18 protein-coding genes and 1 tRNA gene are annotated in these 15,897 nt (G+C 64.8%); 10 read left to right on the top strand and 9 right to left on the bottom strand.

What is annotated here, in order from left to right; translation table 11 throughout:
* Positions 1–750: 750 nt before the first annotated feature.
* The 3 genes from C3Y92_RS19815 to C3Y92_RS19805 all read right to left on the bottom strand — a co-directional run bounded on the left by C3Y92_RS19815 (position 751) and on the right by C3Y92_RS19805 (position 2,073).
* Positions 751–1,173: a type II toxin-antitoxin system MqsA family antitoxin gene (locus C3Y92_RS19815; protein WP_129355576.1), complete on the bottom strand. Its 423-nt coding sequence runs from the start codon at positions 1,171–1,173 to the stop codon at positions 751–753.
* Between the two features lies 1 nt (position 1,174).
* Positions 1,175–1,477: a type II toxin-antitoxin system MqsR family toxin gene (locus C3Y92_RS19810; RefSeq protein ID WP_009181706.1), complete on the bottom strand. Its 303-nt coding sequence runs from the start codon at positions 1,475–1,477 to the stop codon at positions 1,175–1,177.
* A gap of 519 nt (positions 1,478–1,996) precedes the next feature.
* Positions 1,997–2,073, bottom strand: a tRNA-Arg gene (locus tag C3Y92_RS19805).
* Positions 2,074–2,133: 60 nt separating this feature from the next.
* Between C3Y92_RS19805 and C3Y92_RS19800 the strand changes: the two genes are divergently transcribed.
* Together C3Y92_RS19800 and C3Y92_RS19795 are read left to right on the top strand one after the other, a co-directional pair.
* Positions 2,134–2,499 (top strand): Hpt domain-containing protein, encoded by a 366-nt coding sequence (locus tag C3Y92_RS19800; RefSeq protein ID WP_129355574.1) that lies wholly within the window; start codon positions 2,134–2,136, stop codon positions 2,497–2,499.
* Positions 2,500–2,534: 35 nt separating this feature from the next.
* Positions 2,535–2,966 (top strand): response regulator, encoded by a 432-nt coding sequence (locus C3Y92_RS19795; RefSeq protein ID WP_235669552.1) that lies wholly within the window; start codon positions 2,535–2,537, stop codon positions 2,964–2,966.
* 67 nt (positions 2,967–3,033) lie between these two features.
* Here C3Y92_RS19795 and C3Y92_RS19790 read toward each other — a convergent pair whose 3' ends face one another.
* Entirely contained in the window at positions 3,034–3,591 is a 558-nt protein-coding gene (locus C3Y92_RS19790) for a type I restriction enzyme HsdR N-terminal domain-containing protein (protein ID WP_129355572.1), read from the bottom strand.
* Positions 3,592–3,793: 202 nt separating this feature from the next.
* Here C3Y92_RS19790 and C3Y92_RS19785 point away from each other — a divergent pair, with 202 nt between their 5' ends.
* From C3Y92_RS19785 to C3Y92_RS19765, 5 genes are all read left to right on the top strand, one after another.
* A complete protein-coding gene (locus C3Y92_RS19785; protein ID WP_129355570.1) occupies positions 3,794–5,296 on the top strand; it encodes a dynamin family protein in 1,503 nt (500 codons plus the stop codon).
* A gap of 16 nt (positions 5,297–5,312) precedes the next feature.
* Positions 5,313–5,528, top strand: a complete 216-nt coding sequence (locus tag C3Y92_RS19780; protein ID WP_207214012.1) for a BrnA antitoxin family protein — start codon at positions 5,313–5,315, stop codon at positions 5,526–5,528.
* A gap of 67 nt (positions 5,529–5,595) precedes the next feature.
* Entirely contained in the window at positions 5,596–6,564 is a 969-nt protein-coding gene (locus tag C3Y92_RS19775; RefSeq protein ID WP_129355566.1) for a glycosyltransferase family 2 protein, read from the top strand.
* Positions 6,561–7,238 (top strand): class I SAM-dependent methyltransferase, encoded by a 678-nt coding sequence (locus tag C3Y92_RS19770; protein WP_129355564.1) that lies wholly within the window; start codon positions 6,561–6,563, stop codon positions 7,236–7,238. The genes C3Y92_RS19775 and C3Y92_RS19770 overlap by 4 nt, the downstream gene beginning before the upstream one ends.
* A gap of 9 nt (positions 7,239–7,247) precedes the next feature.
* A complete protein-coding gene (locus tag C3Y92_RS19765; RefSeq protein WP_129355562.1) occupies positions 7,248–9,857 on the top strand; it encodes an ArnT family glycosyltransferase in 2,610 nt (869 codons plus the stop codon).
* Positions 9,858–9,999: 142 nt separating this feature from the next.
* Here C3Y92_RS19765 and C3Y92_RS19760 read toward each other — a convergent pair whose 3' ends face one another.
* The 5 genes from C3Y92_RS19760 to C3Y92_RS19740 form a co-directional block, all read right to left on the bottom strand.
* Complete coding sequence (locus tag C3Y92_RS19760) at positions 10,000–10,620, bottom strand: tetratricopeptide repeat protein (RefSeq protein WP_129355560.1); 621 nt, start codon at positions 10,618–10,620, stop codon at positions 10,000–10,002.
* A 169-nt stretch (positions 10,621–10,789) separates the two neighbouring features.
* Positions 10,790–11,056, bottom strand: coding sequence for an SHOCT domain-containing protein (locus C3Y92_RS19755; RefSeq protein WP_129355558.1), 267 nt, complete (start codon positions 11,054–11,056; stop codon positions 10,790–10,792).
* Positions 11,057–11,122: 66 nt separating this feature from the next.
* Positions 11,123–11,566: a periplasmic heavy metal sensor gene (locus tag C3Y92_RS19750; protein ID WP_129355556.1), complete on the bottom strand. Its 444-nt coding sequence runs from the start codon at positions 11,564–11,566 to the stop codon at positions 11,123–11,125.
* A 271-nt stretch (positions 11,567–11,837) separates the two neighbouring features.
* The gene (locus tag C3Y92_RS19745) at positions 11,838–12,149 is read right to left on the bottom strand and encodes a hypothetical protein (RefSeq protein WP_129355554.1); all 312 of its coding nucleotides are present in this window, start codon (positions 12,147–12,149) and stop codon (positions 11,838–11,840) included.
* Complete coding sequence (locus tag C3Y92_RS19740; RefSeq protein WP_235669550.1) at positions 12,146–13,597, bottom strand: terminase family protein; 1,452 nt, start codon at positions 13,595–13,597, stop codon at positions 12,146–12,148. Before C3Y92_RS19740 ends, C3Y92_RS19745 begins: the two co-directional genes overlap by 4 nt.
* Before the next feature lie 118 nt (positions 13,598–13,715).
* Here C3Y92_RS19740 and C3Y92_RS19735 point away from each other — a divergent pair, with 118 nt between their 5' ends.
* The 3 genes from C3Y92_RS19735 to C3Y92_RS19725 all read left to right on the top strand — a co-directional run bounded on the left by C3Y92_RS19735 (position 13,716) and on the right by C3Y92_RS19725 (position 15,877).
* Positions 13,716–14,111: a hypothetical protein gene (locus C3Y92_RS19735; RefSeq protein WP_129355552.1), complete on the top strand. Its 396-nt coding sequence runs from the start codon at positions 13,716–13,718 to the stop codon at positions 14,109–14,111.
* Positions 14,112–14,249: 138 nt separating this feature from the next.
* Positions 14,250–14,954: a hypothetical protein gene (locus C3Y92_RS19730; RefSeq protein ID WP_129355550.1), complete on the top strand. Its 705-nt coding sequence runs from the start codon at positions 14,250–14,252 to the stop codon at positions 14,952–14,954.
* Between the two features lie 206 nt (positions 14,955–15,160).
* Positions 15,161–15,877: a hypothetical protein gene (locus C3Y92_RS19725; RefSeq protein WP_129355547.1), complete on the top strand. Its 717-nt coding sequence runs from the start codon at positions 15,161–15,163 to the stop codon at positions 15,875–15,877.
* The last annotated feature ends 20 nt before the right edge of the window (positions 15,878–15,897 follow it).

The raw sequence follows: 15,897 nt of genomic DNA, 5'->3' as shown, positions 1-15,897 counted from the left end.
CCATATGCGCTTTTCGCGGACGTGACACGAGCCCGGAGATCGCCGTTGCGCCGGGGTCCGCTCCTTGGCGTGTTCGACTGGAGTTGGCGTCAACGTGGGGGCGGGTACTTTTCTGTTGGAAGAGGGGCGACAGAAATCCTGTTTTTCAGCAATTATTGCTATTTTGCCGTAAAACAGGAGATGTTCCCTGAGCCATGTTTTCGGAGCATTCGATTAGCTTGGGCGTAGTGACCTAAATCGATGGAGAATTTTTGAAAACCGACAGGGTTTGAGGGCTGGCACGGAATTTGGAATGTTAAAGCGACAAGAGCAAAGTGATACCTCCCTATCATTTTGACCTCTCCTTCATCTCCTGCGCGGGGGCTCATCCGAGCCCCCCTTTTTTTTGGGGCAACGCCGAGGGGCAAGGTGGACTGGCGTTTCGGCCTCGGACTTTTTGAACCTCCCGGATCGCGTGGTGCCCAAGTCCACGCTGTCGCAACATTTTCGGGTGTTGCGCGAAGTGGGTCTGATTCGCAGCGAGCGAAAGGGCGTGGAATGCACAACACCCCGCGTTGCGAGGAGTTAAAGCCCCGTTTCGGCCAGATGAGCGGGGCGATTTTGGCGGCCTATGCCGGGGAATACGCCCATGGCAAGAGCGACAGACTGTGCGCCGTGGGGGAAGGGGCGACGGGGGGCTGTGAGGCTGGCAAGGGTTTTGGGCAGGGGCACTCTGCCGGGGCATGCAACGAGGCAGGACGCCAAGAAGCCTCAGCAGGAAGGACGGTCCTGATTTTCCCGAAGGATGGTCAGCGCGTCAGGCAAGGCGTCCAGCACCTTCAACAGGTTGGTCACGGCCCGGCTGGTCAGGGCGTCCCCCTTTTCATACTTGGTGAACGCCTTCGGTCCGCCGCCGATGAGGTCGCCGGCCGCCGCCTGGGTCAGCCCGAGCTTTTTGCGGATGCGCTTGACCTGCGGGCCGTCCAACAGCCCCTCGCACCTCGCCTTCATGGCGTTTAGTGCCCGGTCGGAGACCTTCATGTCCGCACGGGTATAGAGGCCTTCCCCGCATTTCGGGCAATACCATCCGGGCATGGCGACAGTCATGGTCTGGCCCTTGTAGGAAAATTCCACCGGCCTCACGTCACGGACCATTTCGGTTCCGTCCTCGTGGCACAGGGGATGTGTTTCCATGCTATTTCTCCTTGAAAGAGAGCAGGTCAAAGGCCGAAATCCTTCCAGCCATGAATTTCACGTACAAAATCCCGGCGGATGTCGGCACATGGTACACGTCTTGCCAGGCCGCGTTGTCGGCGTAGGCGGTCATGGATTTGTAAAAGTGCCTGCGGTTCATGCTCTCAATGACCGCCATCATGCCATCGTAATCGAAGCCGAGGCGTTGGGCAGCCTGGGCGGCGGTTCTCGTCACGGCGACTTCGCCCCTTCTCGCCGCATCCTGGAAAGAGCCCAGGTCATACGTCGGCTTTCGTTTTTCCATGAAAAAAGTTACCATAAAGGTACTTTCTGTCAAGGCCATCAGCCTCGGCCAGGGCAGGGGGCTTGTCGCCGCAGCCCGCCGTGCCCGCCCCCAAGCGTCTTCTTAATCCCCCCTGGAAGCCGCGAAGTCTGAAGCTCTCCCGAGCGTGCCCAGAGCACTCGCCCGGCGGCAAGCGCCGTAAAGGAAGTCGGGGGAGCCGCATCGGCTTGTTCAAGAAAGGGGGAATGTCCGCGTCAATGGATCAGGTTGACAAGTACCGGGAAGACTTGGTTAACAGCGAGAAAAAGGATACGGATTCCTTCGAACTTTCCTACATGCCGAAAAAAAGCTAAAGGGCACAATACCATGTTCTTGGCGTCGTGGTTGGTGGCTGCGGCCTGCGGCGGCTGCGGCGTAGATGGGACTGCTGACGGGCTGGCAAAAGCCCGAAACTGCGCTTGAGCGATGAGAATGGCGCTGGGGAGCGAGAGGCTCTGGCCCGGCTGGGGCAACAGATAGCACTTGCGCTACAGAGTTAACTGGCGCGCCCGGAGAGATTCGAACTCCCGGCCTGCGGATTCGAAGTCCGACGCTCTATCCGGCTGAGCTACGGGCGCGCGGGTCATTCCTAAATGGACAGCGCCGGATGCGTCAAGATGGCCAAGCACGGAGACGGCATGAACGCGACATTTTCCAGGCTGCCGACGACCGTCCGCGTCAGCCAGACCCTTAAGCCCCTTTATCTGCGGTTTCTCGAAACCCAGATGCGGCATCTGGCCGGCATCGCGCCCGCCCTGGCCGCCGGCGACACGGACGAGGCCCGCCGACTGGCTCATAACGTCAAAGGCGCCGCCGGCACCTACGAACTCCCGGACGCCGCCGCCCTGGCCGCCGCCGCCGAAGCCGCCATCCACGACGGACGCCAGGAGGAAGCCCTGGCCATGGCCGCCACTCTGGGCGGCTACTTCGCAGCCCTCAACGTCATTTTCGTCGGGCCGCAACCCCGGAACGACGCCCTTGCCGGGCAGCCCGAAACATCGTAGCTAGCTTCATGTCGTTCGTCTCACCGACATCAGCCGTGCCGTCTCTTGCTCCCATGCGGTTTCTCATCGTTGATGACGACGAGAGCATCATCCTTTTTTTGCGTACGTTCCTGTCGGCTTACGCCGAGTGCATCACCGCCTCCACCGGGCTTGAGGCCGTGGCCGCCTATGAGGCCGCCCTGGACGAGGACCGCCCCTTTACCGCCGTGTTCATGGACATCCTGCTGCCCGGCATGGACGGCAACATGGTGGTGCAGGAGCTGCGGCGCATTGAGGAGGAACGGCCGGGTCGCCGCGAGCCCTTCAAGCTCATCATGATTTCCGTGCTGACCGACACCCGCCACGTCAGCGAGTCGTTTTTCCACGGCCGCGCCGACGTCTATCTGCCCAAGCCCCTGCGCCGCGAAACGCTCATCGCCGAACTCGTCAAACTCGGCCTCATCGAACTCCAGCCCGCCCCCGCCTGACCCGTCTCTCCAAGTGGGGGGGGCGGGGGCCTGAGGCCCCCGGCAGCCGGAGGCCTCTTCCTCTTCTCTACATTCTCGCCTTTGGCCGGCAGGCTCCCTGGCAGCAGCCGCCGGAGAGGAATTCGCTGTAGGCGAATAAGATGCGGCGTTCCCGGGTGAGCACGTCGCCCGGCAGCGGTTCCATGGGCGCGGCCAGGGCGGCCAGTTCCTCGTAGCGCGGGATGGCCCGCATCCCCCGGCCGATCTCCCGGCCGGTCGCGACGTTAAGCAGTATGGCCTCGCGGGTGTCGGTAACCAGCACCAGCGGCACGGGGCCTTTGTCGTAGACCCGGGCGGCGGCCAGGGATTCGCGGACGTAGCTGCCGGGCTCGCCGGAGCAGAAGATGACGAAAAGCAGCGTGCGCCCGGCTTCGTCGGATGCGGCCAGATCGATCATGCGGGTGTAGTCCTGGCCGTCGGCCGGGAAGCAGACGCCGATTTTCGGGATCAGGCGGGCCTTGGGAAAGCCGCGCTCTTCCACGAGCAGCCTGGCCAGGGCCTGGCGGAACTCCTCGTAGGAGGTCTCGACGACTTCCTCGCCGGTTACGTAATCGCGGATGACGTTGCCAAGGGATTCCTCATGCATGGGGGCCTCCTGGCCGCGCGGGCAGCCGGACGTAGCCTAACCGCCCAGGGCCGGTGGGGGCAACCGTTGCCGCGCGGTTTGCGCCCGGGCGAGGTTTTTTCGGGCGGCCGGGGATTTTCACGCCGCTTTGGCCCTGCCGCCTCGACGAATCCCGAATCATTTGATACGGAAGGCCACGTTGATTATCGCCGGGGGGGGTGGCATGGAAGACGGCCGGCTGCATGACAGGCTCAACAGCCTGAAGGAACATTTGCAACTGGAGAATCCGCTGCTTGTCGAGGCGGTGGGCAGTTTTCGCAAACTCGACAAGGTCTGCCGGGGGCTGGGGCTCATCGGCAACGACCAGTCCACCATCTCCCAGATCGCCTGGTGGCCGCTTATTTCCATCCTGGGGCCGTTTTCGGCCGGCAAGTCCACCTTCATCAACAACTATCTTGACATTCCGGTGCAGCAGACCGGCTCCCACGCCGTGGACGACAAGTTCACGGTCATCTGCTACAACGCCGCCGGCGAATCCCGGGTGCTGCCCGGCACGGCGCTCAACGCCGACCTGCGCTTCCCGTTTTACAAGATGAGCGAGGAGCTGGAAAAGGTCGAGCCGGGCGAGGGCGGCCGCATCGACTCCTACATCCGGCTCAAGACCTGCCCCAGCGACAAGCTGCGGGGGCTTATCCTCATCGATTCGCCGGGCTTCGACGCCGACGCCCAGCGCACCTCGACCTTGCGCATCACCAACCACATCATGGACCTGTCCGATCTGGTGCTGGTGCTTTTCGACGCGCGCCGCCCCGAGCCAGGGGCCATGCGCGACACGCTCACCCATCTCGTGGCGGCCACGATCAACCGCCGCGATTCCAACAAGTTCATCTTCATCCTCAACCAAATGGACATTGCCGCCCGTGAGGACAACCCTGAAGAGGTCGTGGGCGCGTGGCAGCGCGCCCTGGCCCAACAGGGCCTCACGGCCGGCAAGTTTTATCGTATCTATTCGCCCACCTCGGCCGTGCCCATCGACGACCCGGCCCTGCGCCAGCGGTTCGAGGCCAAGCGCGACGCGGACATGGCCAGCATCCACACCCGCATGAACCAGGTGCGGGTGGAGCGGGCCTACCGCATTGTCGGCGAGCTGGAAAAGCTCGCCCGCGAGGTGGAGGACGTGCGGGTGCCGGAGCTGCGCGGCATGATGCAGCGCTGGCGTTCGGGCACGTTGTCGCGCGATTGCGGCATTTTCGGCGCGCTGGGCGTGGTGCTGGCGGCGCTGTATGTGCTGACGGGCCATCCCTTCACCAACGGCGTGGTGCCTGGGTGGCTTGGCTGGGTGTTCGGCGAGGCCTGGAGCACGATTTTATTCTTGCTGATGAGCCTTGGTGTGGCGGGCTGGCTGCATATGCTGGCCCGCAAGTGGTCGGCGGCCTCGGTGGCCCGGCTGGTGTCCAAGACGTATCCGCACGGCCCGCTTCGCGAGGGGCTGTTGCGGGCGTTTTACAAGAACACCGCGCCGTGGCGTTCGATTTTCCGTTCCGAGCCGGCCGGCTGGGGGGTCAAATACCGCAAGATGCTGGTGTCGGTGATCGCCGACAGCGAGCGGTTCATCCAGACGCTCAATGATCGTTACGCCCATCCCTCGGGCGTGACGGCGGCGGCGGTGGTCCCGCCGCCCCCCGACCCCGAGCCCCAAGGCGAGGGGGAGGCCCAGCCTGCCTAGCAGGGGGGCGATAGAGGTGTTGCGACGGCGTAGGCGGCTTCCCTCGCCAACCGACTCGGGCCGCGTGCGCCTGGGTGACCTGCTGTCCGAAACCAAGGAACGTGTCTCCATCCGCCTGGACCGCGACGTGCTGGCCTGGTTTCGCTCCCGGCGGAAAAAGGGCTACCAAACGGCTATAAAAGCCGTGCCGCGAGCCTTCATGGAAAGCCAGGAGCGCGGCAAACGGCCATAAGCCTCCTGCCACCGCCGCCCCGGCCCAGGCTTGACAAGCTTGTCGTGCCGCCAGTAGGGATACGCCCATGGCTCAAGACCAGTCTCTTGTCGTTGTTGTTCCTTTCTTCAATGAAGAAGAGAACATCGACAACTTTTTCAATCGCCTGGTCGACGGCCTCGGCCATCGTTTGAAAGGGATCGTGGCCGTGGACGACGGCTCCACCGACCAGACCGTCACCCTCGTCCAAAAGCATATCAACATCTTGTCCGTGCCCATCCGCCTCGTGCGCCTTTCCCGCAATTTCGGCCATCAATCCGCCTTGCTCGCCGGCTGCGAACAGGGCTGCCGCCTGGCCGAAGAGGTGGGGGCGGACTGGATCGGGACCATCGACGGCGATCTGCAGGATCGGCCCGAAGACTTTGTTTCGCTGCTGGATGTCAGCGACGACCAGGACGTCGTCTACGCCGTGCGGGCCGAACGCCACGACGGCTGGGTCATGCGCGTGTTCGCCCCGAAATTCTACCGGCTGCTCTCCCGCACGTCCCATTTTCCCATTCCGCAAAACGCCGGCACCTTCAGCGTCATACGGACCCCCGTGGCCCGACAGATCGTCGATTGCGCCGACGCGGACCCCTATTTCCCGGGACTGCGGGCCTGGGTGGGCTACCGCCAAAAGGGCCTGCTCCTGGATCGCCAGGCCCGGGGCGGCGGCACCTCCAAAGTGGCCATCCCCGGGCTGATCCGCCTGTCGCTTCGGGCGCTGATCCTGTATTCGGACCTCCCGTCCCGGGTGGTGGTCGGCGCGGCGGGCGTGCTGTTCGCGGTTTTGGCTGTTCTGGCCGCCGTGGTCCTGGCCTTGCGCCTGGCCGGAGTCATCTTGCCCACCGGGGTGACGAGCATCCTGCTGCTGGAAGTGTTCTCCCTGGGCCTGTGCGCGGCCTTTTTCTCCATCCTCACCCTCATGCTGGGGCGCATCAAAACCAATTCCTCCCGACAAAAGCACTGGGTCGTCATGAGCGTCGAACAGGCTGATGCGGGCGCCCGGAAACCATGACCAACGCCGCAAAGACGCCAAAAAAGCCGCTGCAGTCCCGATTTCCCCGCCTTTGGCTGACGGCCCAGTATCTGCTGGCCGGATTCTTTTACCGCGGCCGGGCCATCGTCAAACACCTGGACGGCCGTCGGCGCGTCCTGGAAGTGGGCTGTTCCGTGGGCATCGACAGCGTCCATTTCTCCAAACGCCCCTGCGACTACCTGGGCGTGGACATCGACGCCGACGCCATCGCCCTGGCCGCCCAACGCTACCGCGACAAGGGGCACATGCGCTTTCTCCTTCAGGACGTGCGCACCCTGTCCCCGGCCGACCACGCCTTTGATTTCATCCTCTTTTGCGGCTCCCTGCACCACATGCCCGACGCCGACGCCGTCTCCATCCTCAACCACACGGCCGGGCTGCTGGCCCCGGACGGGATCATGGTGGTCATCGACTACGCCCTGCACGACAACCCGGGCTGGATGGAACGCTTCATCCTGGCCCTGGAAGAAGGCCGCCATGTCCGGGAGCAGGACGCCTTCCTGGCCCTTTTGACCCAAATCCCGGACATGGAGATCGCGGAGCAGGAAATCTTCCGCAACCCGGCCTTCCTGCTGCCCTGGCCCATCATGGCCCACAAGTTCTGCCTCAAGCTGCGTAAACGCCAACCGGCCGGCGGACAGCCGGCGCCATAGCAAGAGCCCATGCGCCACGACGTTTTTCGCATTTCCTACCGTCTGCCCCGGTCGGTCCTGGCCGCCCTGCTGGTCTTTGTCGCCGTCCACACCGTCGCCATCTGCAACATGCGCGGCGTGGCCGATCCCCAGGGCTACAACTTCAATTCCAACAAGCCGCTGCCGGTCAACAGCTACGAAGACGACGCCCAGGTCTCCCTCATGCACGCCCTGGGCTACTACGGGCCCACCACCAACACCTTTGACGTGGCCACCAATTTCGGCGGGCCGCTGCTCCACGGCGCACGGCCGGTCATCTGGGCCGCGGCCAAGCTCGGTTTTGTCCAGCGTTTCGAGGACCGCAGCCTGTATGTGCTGTACCCGGCCGAGATGCTGCGCATCTTCAAGATCTTCTCGTTTTACAAGCTGGCCTTCCTGCTCGCCATTCCCCTGGGCGTGTTCTGGCTGCTGCGCAACCACGTCAGCGAACGGGCCGGGGTGCTGGGGGCCTGGCTCATGGTTTCCGTGCCGTTTCTGACTGGCTTCGAGCTGCGGCTCAAGCCCGACGGCGTGGTCTTCGGCCTGACCATGCTGTCCATGCTCTACCAGCTGGCCTTTGCCCGGGACGGCCGTGCGCGCCACCTGTACGCGGCCGTGGCCTTGCTCGCCGTCTCCTTTGCCATGAAATTCACCATGGCCACGGTGGTCTTTCCCTTCGCGGCCTGTTTGTGGGCCGGCTTGGCCGGACGGGGGCTGCGGCCGTTTCGGGGGCCGGGCCTGGCGCTTGTCGCCAAGGCCGCCGGCCTGGGCCTGGGCCTTTTTGTCCTGGCCAACCCCCGCATCATCCCCGGGGCCTGGATCTTTTACGACTTCATCGTCCGCTACTCCAGCCTCAACAAGAAAACGGCGGTCAAGGGCGATTTCTGGGCCACCATCGTCTTTCGCCTGACCCATTTCGAAGCCTTGCTCGGCAAGGCCCTGGGCCTGGTCGCCATCCCGGCCTTCCTGGCCGCCGTCTGGCGCTCGGTCCGGGAAGGCCGGCGGGTCACGGCCGTCAACTGCCTGACCGCCCTGTACGTGCTCCAGCTCCTGTTCTTGTGGTTCGTGGCCAACGACCACGTGGTCGGCAACATCACCTACTATTATTACGGCCAGTCCTTGTTGACGGCGGTGCTCGCCGCCTTGCTGTTCGACTGGCTGGCCACGCTCGGGGCCGGCTCGCGCCGGGCCGTCCTGGGCCTGGACGTCCTGGCGGCGGGCCTGGTCGTCGCCACCATGGCCGCCAACCTCGACGTGCTGCGTTTTTCCTGCGGCCAGAGCACCCGGCAGATGGCCCAGGGCTGGTTCGAGGCCAACGTTGCGGCCGGAGCCTCGGTCGGCATCCCGCTGGCCCCTTCGGCCCATCTGGTTTTCAGCGACCGCTATCTGCTCGACCCCTTCCGCCACCGCATCCTGCTTTTGGGCCAGGACGGCGGGGAAACCGAAACCCTGCGGCCCGACTACGTGTTCTGGGTGCGCTCCAATCCGCTCATGCCGCTTTTCGCCAGCCCCGGCTACGAGCAGGTGGCCCTGTTTGACGCCGGCCGCGACCTGCCTCGCGAGCCCTACACGTTTTTCCAGGACGACATCTACGCCGTCTACAAGCGCCTTGAAGCGCCGGTGACGCCGCCCGCCGCCGGCCCCGCCGACCCGGACGCGGCTCTGGGCGCGGCCCTGGCCGGCGAAGGCGATTGCAACATCGTTGAATACCACGCCTCGGGCATCTTCCCCGTGCAGATGACGGTCTTTCTGCGCGCCCGGGGCCAGTATCTGCCCTTGGGGCCGGGATTGTTCTTCGCCGCCCTGCGCGCCCCGGTCTCGCCGCCGGCCTATCCCCACCAGCTCACGCCCGAGCTGCTGACCCTGTGGGGCGTCAAATACCTCTACGCCCGCCAGGACGAGGCCGTGGAGCGCCAGACCCTGGCCGATCCCCGGTTCGCCCTGACCCCGGCCGAGCTGCCCCCCGGCAAGAGCCTGCCCGAGGGCCTTGGGCTTTTCCGCTACGGCGGCTACCAGGGCATGGCCCATTTCCTGCCCGACGCCCCGGCCGGCGAAAAGCTTGCCGTCGTGCCGCGCTGGCAGGGCCTTTTGGCCCGCCACAAGCTTTTGCCCTACGGCCGGCTCTATCCGGCCGGGGCCGCGCCCGGAGAGCGCAACCTCCTGCGGGTGCGGATGCGGGTGGCCTGCACCGGCCGCATGGACCTGCTGCTCAAGGGCGCGGGCCAGCCGCTCAGCCTGCTGCTTGGTCCGGGAGACAACGACATCGACGTGCCGCTGCCCGTTTCCGGCGTGGCCGAGCCGGGCTACGAGCTCAACGCCGCCGAGCCCGGAGCCCAGGGCGAGGTGCGCTCCATTGCCACCGAACCCATGGCCATCCTGCCGGCGACCTGTTTTTCCGCCGATCCCTACAACGCCTTTGCCGCGGTCACGGCCGAGGCGGCCGGCCAGGTGGCCTTTTCCCTGCCCTACCATCCGGCCTGGCGGGCCATGGTGGACGGCGTGCCGGCCCGGCCCGAGCGGGGTCCGGGCAACGTCGTGACCGTCCCTGTCGGTCCGGGACGCCATTTCGTCGCCCTGGAGTTCGACGGCACGCGCAACTGAGGTGGTTGTTCCTGGGCCGCCGCCGGAACGGCGCGCCTTGCGCTGCAGCATCGACGCCATAAAAAAGCCCCGGTTTCCCGGGGCTTTCGCTTTTCTCGGCGCTCGGCCGACTCTTCCAAATCAAACCATCCATTCGCTCCCGCTACTGCGACAGCTCCTGGATGGCCTGGGCCACGGGCTTGTTGCCGGGCAGCACGGCTTGCGGGTTTTTGGCGGCCAGGGCCTTCAGCGCCGCCACCGCGCCGGCGCGGTCGTTCTTGTCGTGCTCCAGCACGATGCTCTTGTTGTAGCTGGCGATGACGTGGGCGGCGTTGATGGCCAGGGCCTTGTTGAAGCACTCCAGCGCTTTGTCGAACTTGTTCACGTGGCGGTACATGACGCCCAGATCGGTGAGCACATCGGGGTTGCCCGGCTCCAGGGTCAGCGACTTCTCATAGGCCGGGATGGCCTTTTCGGGCTGGTCGGTGTCGAAATAGAGATTGCCCAGCTCCGTCCAGGCGGCCACGTTGGCCGGTTCGAGCTGGGTCTGTTTTTCCAGGGCCTTGATGCGGTCGAGCAGGGCCGGAGCAACCGGCTGCGCCTGCTGCTGGGCTTGGGGCGGCGGCATCTGCTGCTGGGCGGCGGGCGCGCTGCCCTTGGACGGGCTGTCCATCATGCCGCGAATGGTGAATCCCAGAAAGATGCCGGCCAGAAGGGCCAGCCCGGCCCCGAGGAGGGCGGCGCTGCGACCTACCGTCGCCTCGCCGGATGTTTTGGTGCCCATGGGCGCTCCTTTGTGCTGCGTGGTGTTGTGGGGCCGGAACGGTAGCAACGTCGCCGGCAAAAGTCATCGGTTCAAAAGGCCCGAAGCGGCCACGGGGCCGCTTCGGGTTGGGGAAGGAGACAGAGGTTTGTCAACACGGGGGTACGTCTATGGAATCAACAGGAACTGCCTATCTGTTCCCGTCGGTTGCCGGGGCGGCGACGATTTTGCGCAGCCGGTCGTAGTCTTCAGGGCTTATCGCCCCCTCGGCCAATCGCCGTCGCAGGATGTCCAGGGCGTCGTCGCGGTCGGCGGCCGCGCCGCGTCGCACCGCTTGCCGCCGTTTGTCGTTTCGGGTCCGGGCCAGACCCGAAACGATCAGGGCGGCGAGGACGAGCAGGAGCAGCATGGTCAGCCATCCGCCCGGGAAGAAGGGGAAACCGGGGATCGCGCACATGGCTGCCTCAATGGGGTCGGCTGCGGGGCCGGACGGAGGACTCGTCTGGCCCCGAAGCGTTCGTCGTTACTGGCAGCCGCCGCCGTGGTAGCCGCCCATGCCGCCGCCCATGCCGGGACAGCCGCCGCCGGCCACGCCCGGGCCGACTTCCTTGGACACCTGGATACGGAACTGGGTGCGCTCGGAGAGCAGCTTGGCCTGCAAGTCGCCGATCTGCTTGGTCACGGCGTCGATCTTGGCCTGGTCCGGGGTGGCAGCCACGGACAGGGCGTTGAGTTCGGCCATCTTGACGCCGAGGTCGGCGCGCAGCTGGGCGGTCTTGGCCGCGAAGGCGTCATGGAGCTTCTGGAAGGCCGCCTGCTTTTCCGGGCTGAGCTGTCCCCAGCCGCCGCCCATGCCGGGGCAGCCGCCCTGGCCGCCGCCCATGCCGCCGCGGGCCAGAGCCAGGGAAGAAGTCAGGGCCAGGATGGCCAGAGCCGAGAAAACGATGTGAAGCGACTTGACGCGCATGAAAATTACCTCCGTAGGGTTGCCGGACGGTGCCGGCGTGGTCGGGTTCCGCTGGGCCGTTGCCCCGTGGATGATTTTTCCTATTGCAGTAGCCGTGCCAGCGCTGTTGTGTCCATAAAATCAGTATATTATCGATATCCGGCGAGGAAGGGCAGGCCTCGGCGGTTGTATGCAATGTGTCCAGGCGGCAGCCGTCCAGGCCTTGGGGCGTATAGTTTTTATGCAGGGTTGTTCGACGTGAAAGAATGATAATTCAATGTGTTATCCTGGTTCATGGCGTTTCCTGATCGGCATTGAACGGCCGCCGGGACGTGAGTGTCTCGAAAATATCCACTATGGCCGGCCGGCGATCCAGGGGCGTGGCGGTGATGGACGACGCGGACCAGGGATCGGCCTCTTCCAGGGGCGCGTCGGCCTCCGGGCGGGCCGGCCGGGTCGGCCAGCTCGGCCAGGTCGGATAGTCGAACATGGGCCGGCCGGCGCTCTCCCGGCCAAGCCGCCAGCCGAGCAGCACAAATCCCGCCGCCCCGGCCAGATGCAGAGCCGCATCAAAGGCCACCAACAACATGACGGAATCGCTCATGGAACCTCCTCGTCGTTTGGGGGCGGGGCCAGCACCGCGTCGATGAGCCGGGCCGCCGGACGCTTGCCGGCCTCGTCCAGACTGGTGGCCAGGGGCCGGGCCATGCAGGCGTGGCAGGACTCGTCGTAGATGTGGTCCTCACCGGTGGTGTCGATGTCCTCGACGTTGCGCCGGTCGGCGGTGAGCAGCGGGATGGTGCGGATGAAATCGCGGCAGGTGTCGTAGACCTGCAGCATGGGCGGCCCGTCGTCCCGGGGGCGCAGGCGTTCGTGGAACTGCCGGATCTTGTTTTTACGCGAGGGGTCGCCCGGCGAGAGGTGAACGCCCGCCCCGGCGAACACCTCGGCCGTGCTCGGCCCCTGGCCGCCGCCCCTGTAGTCGGGCTTTTTGGCGAAACAGTCCGGGCCGCAAAGCCGGGTGATCCGCCGGCCGCTAAGGCCAAGGGCCTGCTCGCGCTCCAGGATGCCGGCGGCGATCTGCGGATCGGTCAGCCGCAGGCCCTGATTGGCCGCGCCGTTTGAACCGTACCATTCACCCAGGCGGTAAAGCCGCCCGTCGGCGTCCACCCACCACCAGCCCACGGAAAACGGCGCGCCGTAGCCCCAGTCGAAGGTCATGAAAAGCGGCGCGTCGCCCGGGACAGGGCGCGGCGGGATCACGTGGAGCCGGCGCTGGAAGGCAAAGGCCTGGCCCATAAACACGTCCCAGTCGCCGTCGCGGTAGGCGGTGCGGTAGGGTTCGGGCAAGGCGTCGAGGCGGGCGGCGTAGCCCGGGTCGCGGGCCATGAGGATGGCGTTGTCGCTAAGCCGGCCCGGGATGTGGCAGCGCAGCATCCCGCCCTCGGCCGCCGGGGCGCGGCGGCACACGCCCGGCGGCGCGAAATCGACGAACCGGGCCTTGGCGAAGCCGTGGCCCACGCCGCCGGGGTTGGAGGCGCAGACAATGCCTGGGATCTTGTGGCGAAGCTGCGGCGGCACGTCGAGGGCGCAGCGCAGCCGGCTACGCAGATAGTCGTACTGGAGTTCGGTGAAGCTCGTCAGTTCGTCGATGCACAGCAGATGGATCTCCACGCCCTGGTAGCGAAACACATCGCTCTCGCGCTGGCAGCTGCAAAAAAGGAGCATGGAGCCGTTGACGAATTCGAAGCGCTGCTTGGCCGCCCGAAACGTGCCGAGCTGCCGGGGAAACTGGGCCAGGGCCGGCAGGATGTGGTTGCGCTCCAGTTCGGCCATGGTGCGCCGGAAGAGGTAGGCCCGAAGGCCTGGCAGGCGCAGGCAGGCGAGAAGCGCCTCGAAGCGCAGGGCATGGCTTTTGCCCGGGCCGGCCGCGCCGCCAAAAAGAATCTCGTTGGCCGGGCAGGCATGGAGCCGGGCCTGGAGCGGCTGGGGCCGGTAGTCGATGGCCACCGCGCCGGAGGGAAGTGCCGAAATGCCGTCAATTGTCCGCAATGCCGGTTTCCTCATGCCGCCTGGGGTCGCGGCAAAGCCGTAATGATTGGAATTATTTTTGGCATGATTCAGGCTTGGCTCGTGGCGGACGCGCCATTCGCGTTCGGAGGAGTCCGCCATGCTGGTCTTGCCGCGCAAACGTCGTCTGGCTATCGCCCTGTTCGCCCTGGCGCTTCTGGCGCTGGCCGTATACGCCGTGCCGTCGTTGTCCCAGCCGGCCGCTACGGGCTATGCCCGGTTGCTGCGTCGCCACGCCGCGCCGCCGCCCACGGCCGTGGCCGATTGCGCCGTGGCGTCGCTGGCGCTGCACGCCGGCAGTCCGGACGCGGCCATCCCCGACGCGGCCTTCGAAGCGCTGTCCGGCCGCTGCCGCCAGGCCGCGCGACCGTCTGCCCGTCAGGCCACGCCCGGCCCGCGGGAAGCCGACGACTGCGAACTCGGCGCGGTCGGCGTGGGGCATTCCGGGGACAAGGAGAAGTATTATTTGTCCTGGCGGTCGCCGTCAGGAGTGTGAGGGCTTGCGGGGCGCTGGCGGCTGGTTGGTCCCGCCGGAACTTGCAAACGCATGGGTTCCAATAGAGGATCGTTGTCAGTGCCCTGGGTGAGTCTGCCCTGGGCGGCACTCCGTGCTGCGTAAGGAGGAACCCTGGACATGGCGAAACTGCCGCTTTGGCTCACCCGCCTGCCCGGCGTCCGCCGGGGGCCGCCGCCTGCGCCGCTGACCGAAGCCGAGAAAAAGGCCTGGGCCATCCGGCATTGCCGCCGCGTGTTGCTGTTCGTCCTGGCGCTTTGTCTGGCGGAAATCCCGCTTCGCTATTACGAGTTTACCGTTTTGGCCTTTCTTCCGGAGTCCTTGGCCGGTTGGACGCCGCCGCTGTTCACGATTGTGCTGGTCGCGACGTTTCTCTATGCGCTTTACCTCGCGGTTCGCTGTATTCGGCTGCCAAGACTGCAAGGCGCGTACCCGCTCCTGGTCCTGTTGCTGGCGCATCACCCTTTTGGCGGCGCTCGTCCCGATGAAACGAATCTCCATGCCTATCACAATTGGTTTCGTGAGGAGCGCGAGGCGGTCGTCCAAGCCTTTTGCGACAAGCGCCTTTCCTTGCCGCCGCAGGAGACAAGGCATGATTACGTCTTGCCGCGCGAACTTCGGCATCTGTCTGTTGTCGGGAACGGCGCTTACCTGAAGTGCGACTGGAACCGGAATACGGCCGTATTTGCCACGCGCCACGGCTTTCTGGGCTACTGGGAAGGCTTGGTGCACAGTTCTGACGGCACGTATCCCGATGACGACGCATTCGAGAAGCCCATCCTGGTCGAGCGCCTGGGGCAGGGGTGGTTTTACGTGTCCATGTGAGCGCCATTCATTTCGCAGGGCGGGCCTTTGGAGCCATTTCGTCTCTCAGGTTAAACGGGCAGCCCTGTTTTGTGCTGGGGGTGGGCGAACTTTCCGCATGATCGACGCTGGCGCGGATCATCCCTTCGATATATGGTTCCCGTAAGCCGCCGTCGAAACAACGCCTTACGGCGCGGCCATGACGACACGGCAAGGGGAGAAGCGGCATGTTGGAGCTTGGCGTCTGGCTGGCGCGACGTTTGACGGCGAAAGACCCGCCGCCCCCCAGGACGCCGCCTGCGCCGCTGACCGAAGCCGAGAAAAAAGCCCGGGCCATCCGGCATTGCCGCCGCGTGTTGTGGGTTGTCGTGGGGTTGGAACTCGCGAAAATCCCTCTATACTATTTTGAATTTACGGTTTTTGCCTTCCTGCCTGGGGTTTTTTACGACGTCGTTCCCCTCCCGTTTATGCTCATCAGCTTCCTTGCGGAAGCGTATGCCTGCTTCGTCGCCATACGCTATTTTCGGCTTCCCCGCTTCCAGAGCGTGTATCCGCTGCTCGCGGTGCTGCTCATGTATCAGGTCGTCAGCCTGATAAGTCCGACTGCGGTTAATTTTCGGACGTACCACCAGTGGTTTCGCAAGGATCGGGAAACATTCGTGCAGGCGGTCTGCGACAAGCGGATCGTGCCGGAAGGATATCCCGGAAATGCGTGCTTCAAGTTGCCTAAAGGGTTGCAATATCTGGCTGTTGATAACGGATTTTCTTGCGTGTGGTGCGAACCAGGTAGGGCTGAAGCGCTGTTTTATACAAATCGTGTTTTTCCTGATTCTCGGGAATATCTTTTGTATCGTTCTGATGGAGTAGTTCTAGAAGAAGTTAAAGGCAAACGAGCAAGTGGTGTTCTGTCACTCGACGAAAAATGGTCCTATGAATGGCGATAGAATCTTGTTCTTGGTATGAG

Source organism: Solidesulfovibrio carbinolicus (assembly GCF_004135975.1).
Taxonomy (GTDB): Bacteria; Desulfobacterota; Desulfovibrionia; order Desulfovibrionales; family Desulfovibrionaceae; genus Solidesulfovibrio; species Solidesulfovibrio carbinolicus.
The sequence above is the reverse complement of the archived record's forward strand: the minus strand, read 5'-3'. Positions and strand labels throughout refer to the sequence as shown.

Coding starts and splice junctions, on each gene's coding strand:
- C3Y92_RS19815 (WP_129355576.1), bottom strand. CDS start 1,173: ATGGAAACACATCCCCTGTGCCACGAGGACGGAACCGAAATGGTCCGT.
- C3Y92_RS19810 (WP_009181706.1), bottom strand. CDS start 1,477: ATGGAAAAACGAAAGCCGACGTATGACCTGGGCTCTTTCCAGGATGCG.
- C3Y92_RS19800 (WP_129355574.1), top strand. CDS start 2,134: ATGAACGCGACATTTTCCAGGCTGCCGACGACCGTCCGCGTCAGCCAG.
- C3Y92_RS19790 (WP_129355572.1), bottom strand. CDS start 3,591: ATGCATGAGGAATCCCTTGGCAACGTCATCCGCGATTACGTAACCGGC.
- C3Y92_RS19785 (WP_129355570.1), top strand. CDS start 3,794: ATGGAAGACGGCCGGCTGCATGACAGGCTCAACAGCCTGAAGGAACAT.
- C3Y92_RS19775 (WP_129355566.1), top strand. CDS start 5,596: ATGGCTCAAGACCAGTCTCTTGTCGTTGTTGTTCCTTTCTTCAATGAA.
- C3Y92_RS19770 (WP_129355564.1), top strand. CDS start 6,561: ATGACCAACGCCGCAAAGACGCCAAAAAAGCCGCTGCAGTCCCGATTT.
- C3Y92_RS19765 (WP_129355562.1), top strand. CDS start 7,248: ATGCGCCACGACGTTTTTCGCATTTCCTACCGTCTGCCCCGGTCGGTC.
- C3Y92_RS19760 (WP_129355560.1), bottom strand. CDS start 10,620: ATGGGCACCAAAACATCCGGCGAGGCGACGGTAGGTCGCAGCGCCGCC.
- C3Y92_RS19755 (WP_129355558.1), bottom strand. CDS start 11,056: ATGTGCGCGATCCCCGGTTTCCCCTTCTTCCCGGGCGGATGGCTGACC.
- C3Y92_RS19750 (WP_129355556.1), bottom strand. CDS start 11,566: ATGCGCGTCAAGTCGCTTCACATCGTTTTCTCGGCTCTGGCCATCCTG.
- C3Y92_RS19745 (WP_129355554.1), bottom strand. CDS start 12,149: ATGAGCGATTCCGTCATGTTGTTGGTGGCCTTTGATGCGGCTCTGCAT.
- C3Y92_RS19735 (WP_129355552.1), top strand. CDS start 13,716: ATGCTGGTCTTGCCGCGCAAACGTCGTCTGGCTATCGCCCTGTTCGCC.
- C3Y92_RS19730 (WP_129355550.1), top strand. CDS start 14,250: ATGGCGAAACTGCCGCTTTGGCTCACCCGCCTGCCCGGCGTCCGCCGG.
- C3Y92_RS19725 (WP_129355547.1), top strand. CDS start 15,161: ATGTTGGAGCTTGGCGTCTGGCTGGCGCGACGTTTGACGGCGAAAGAC.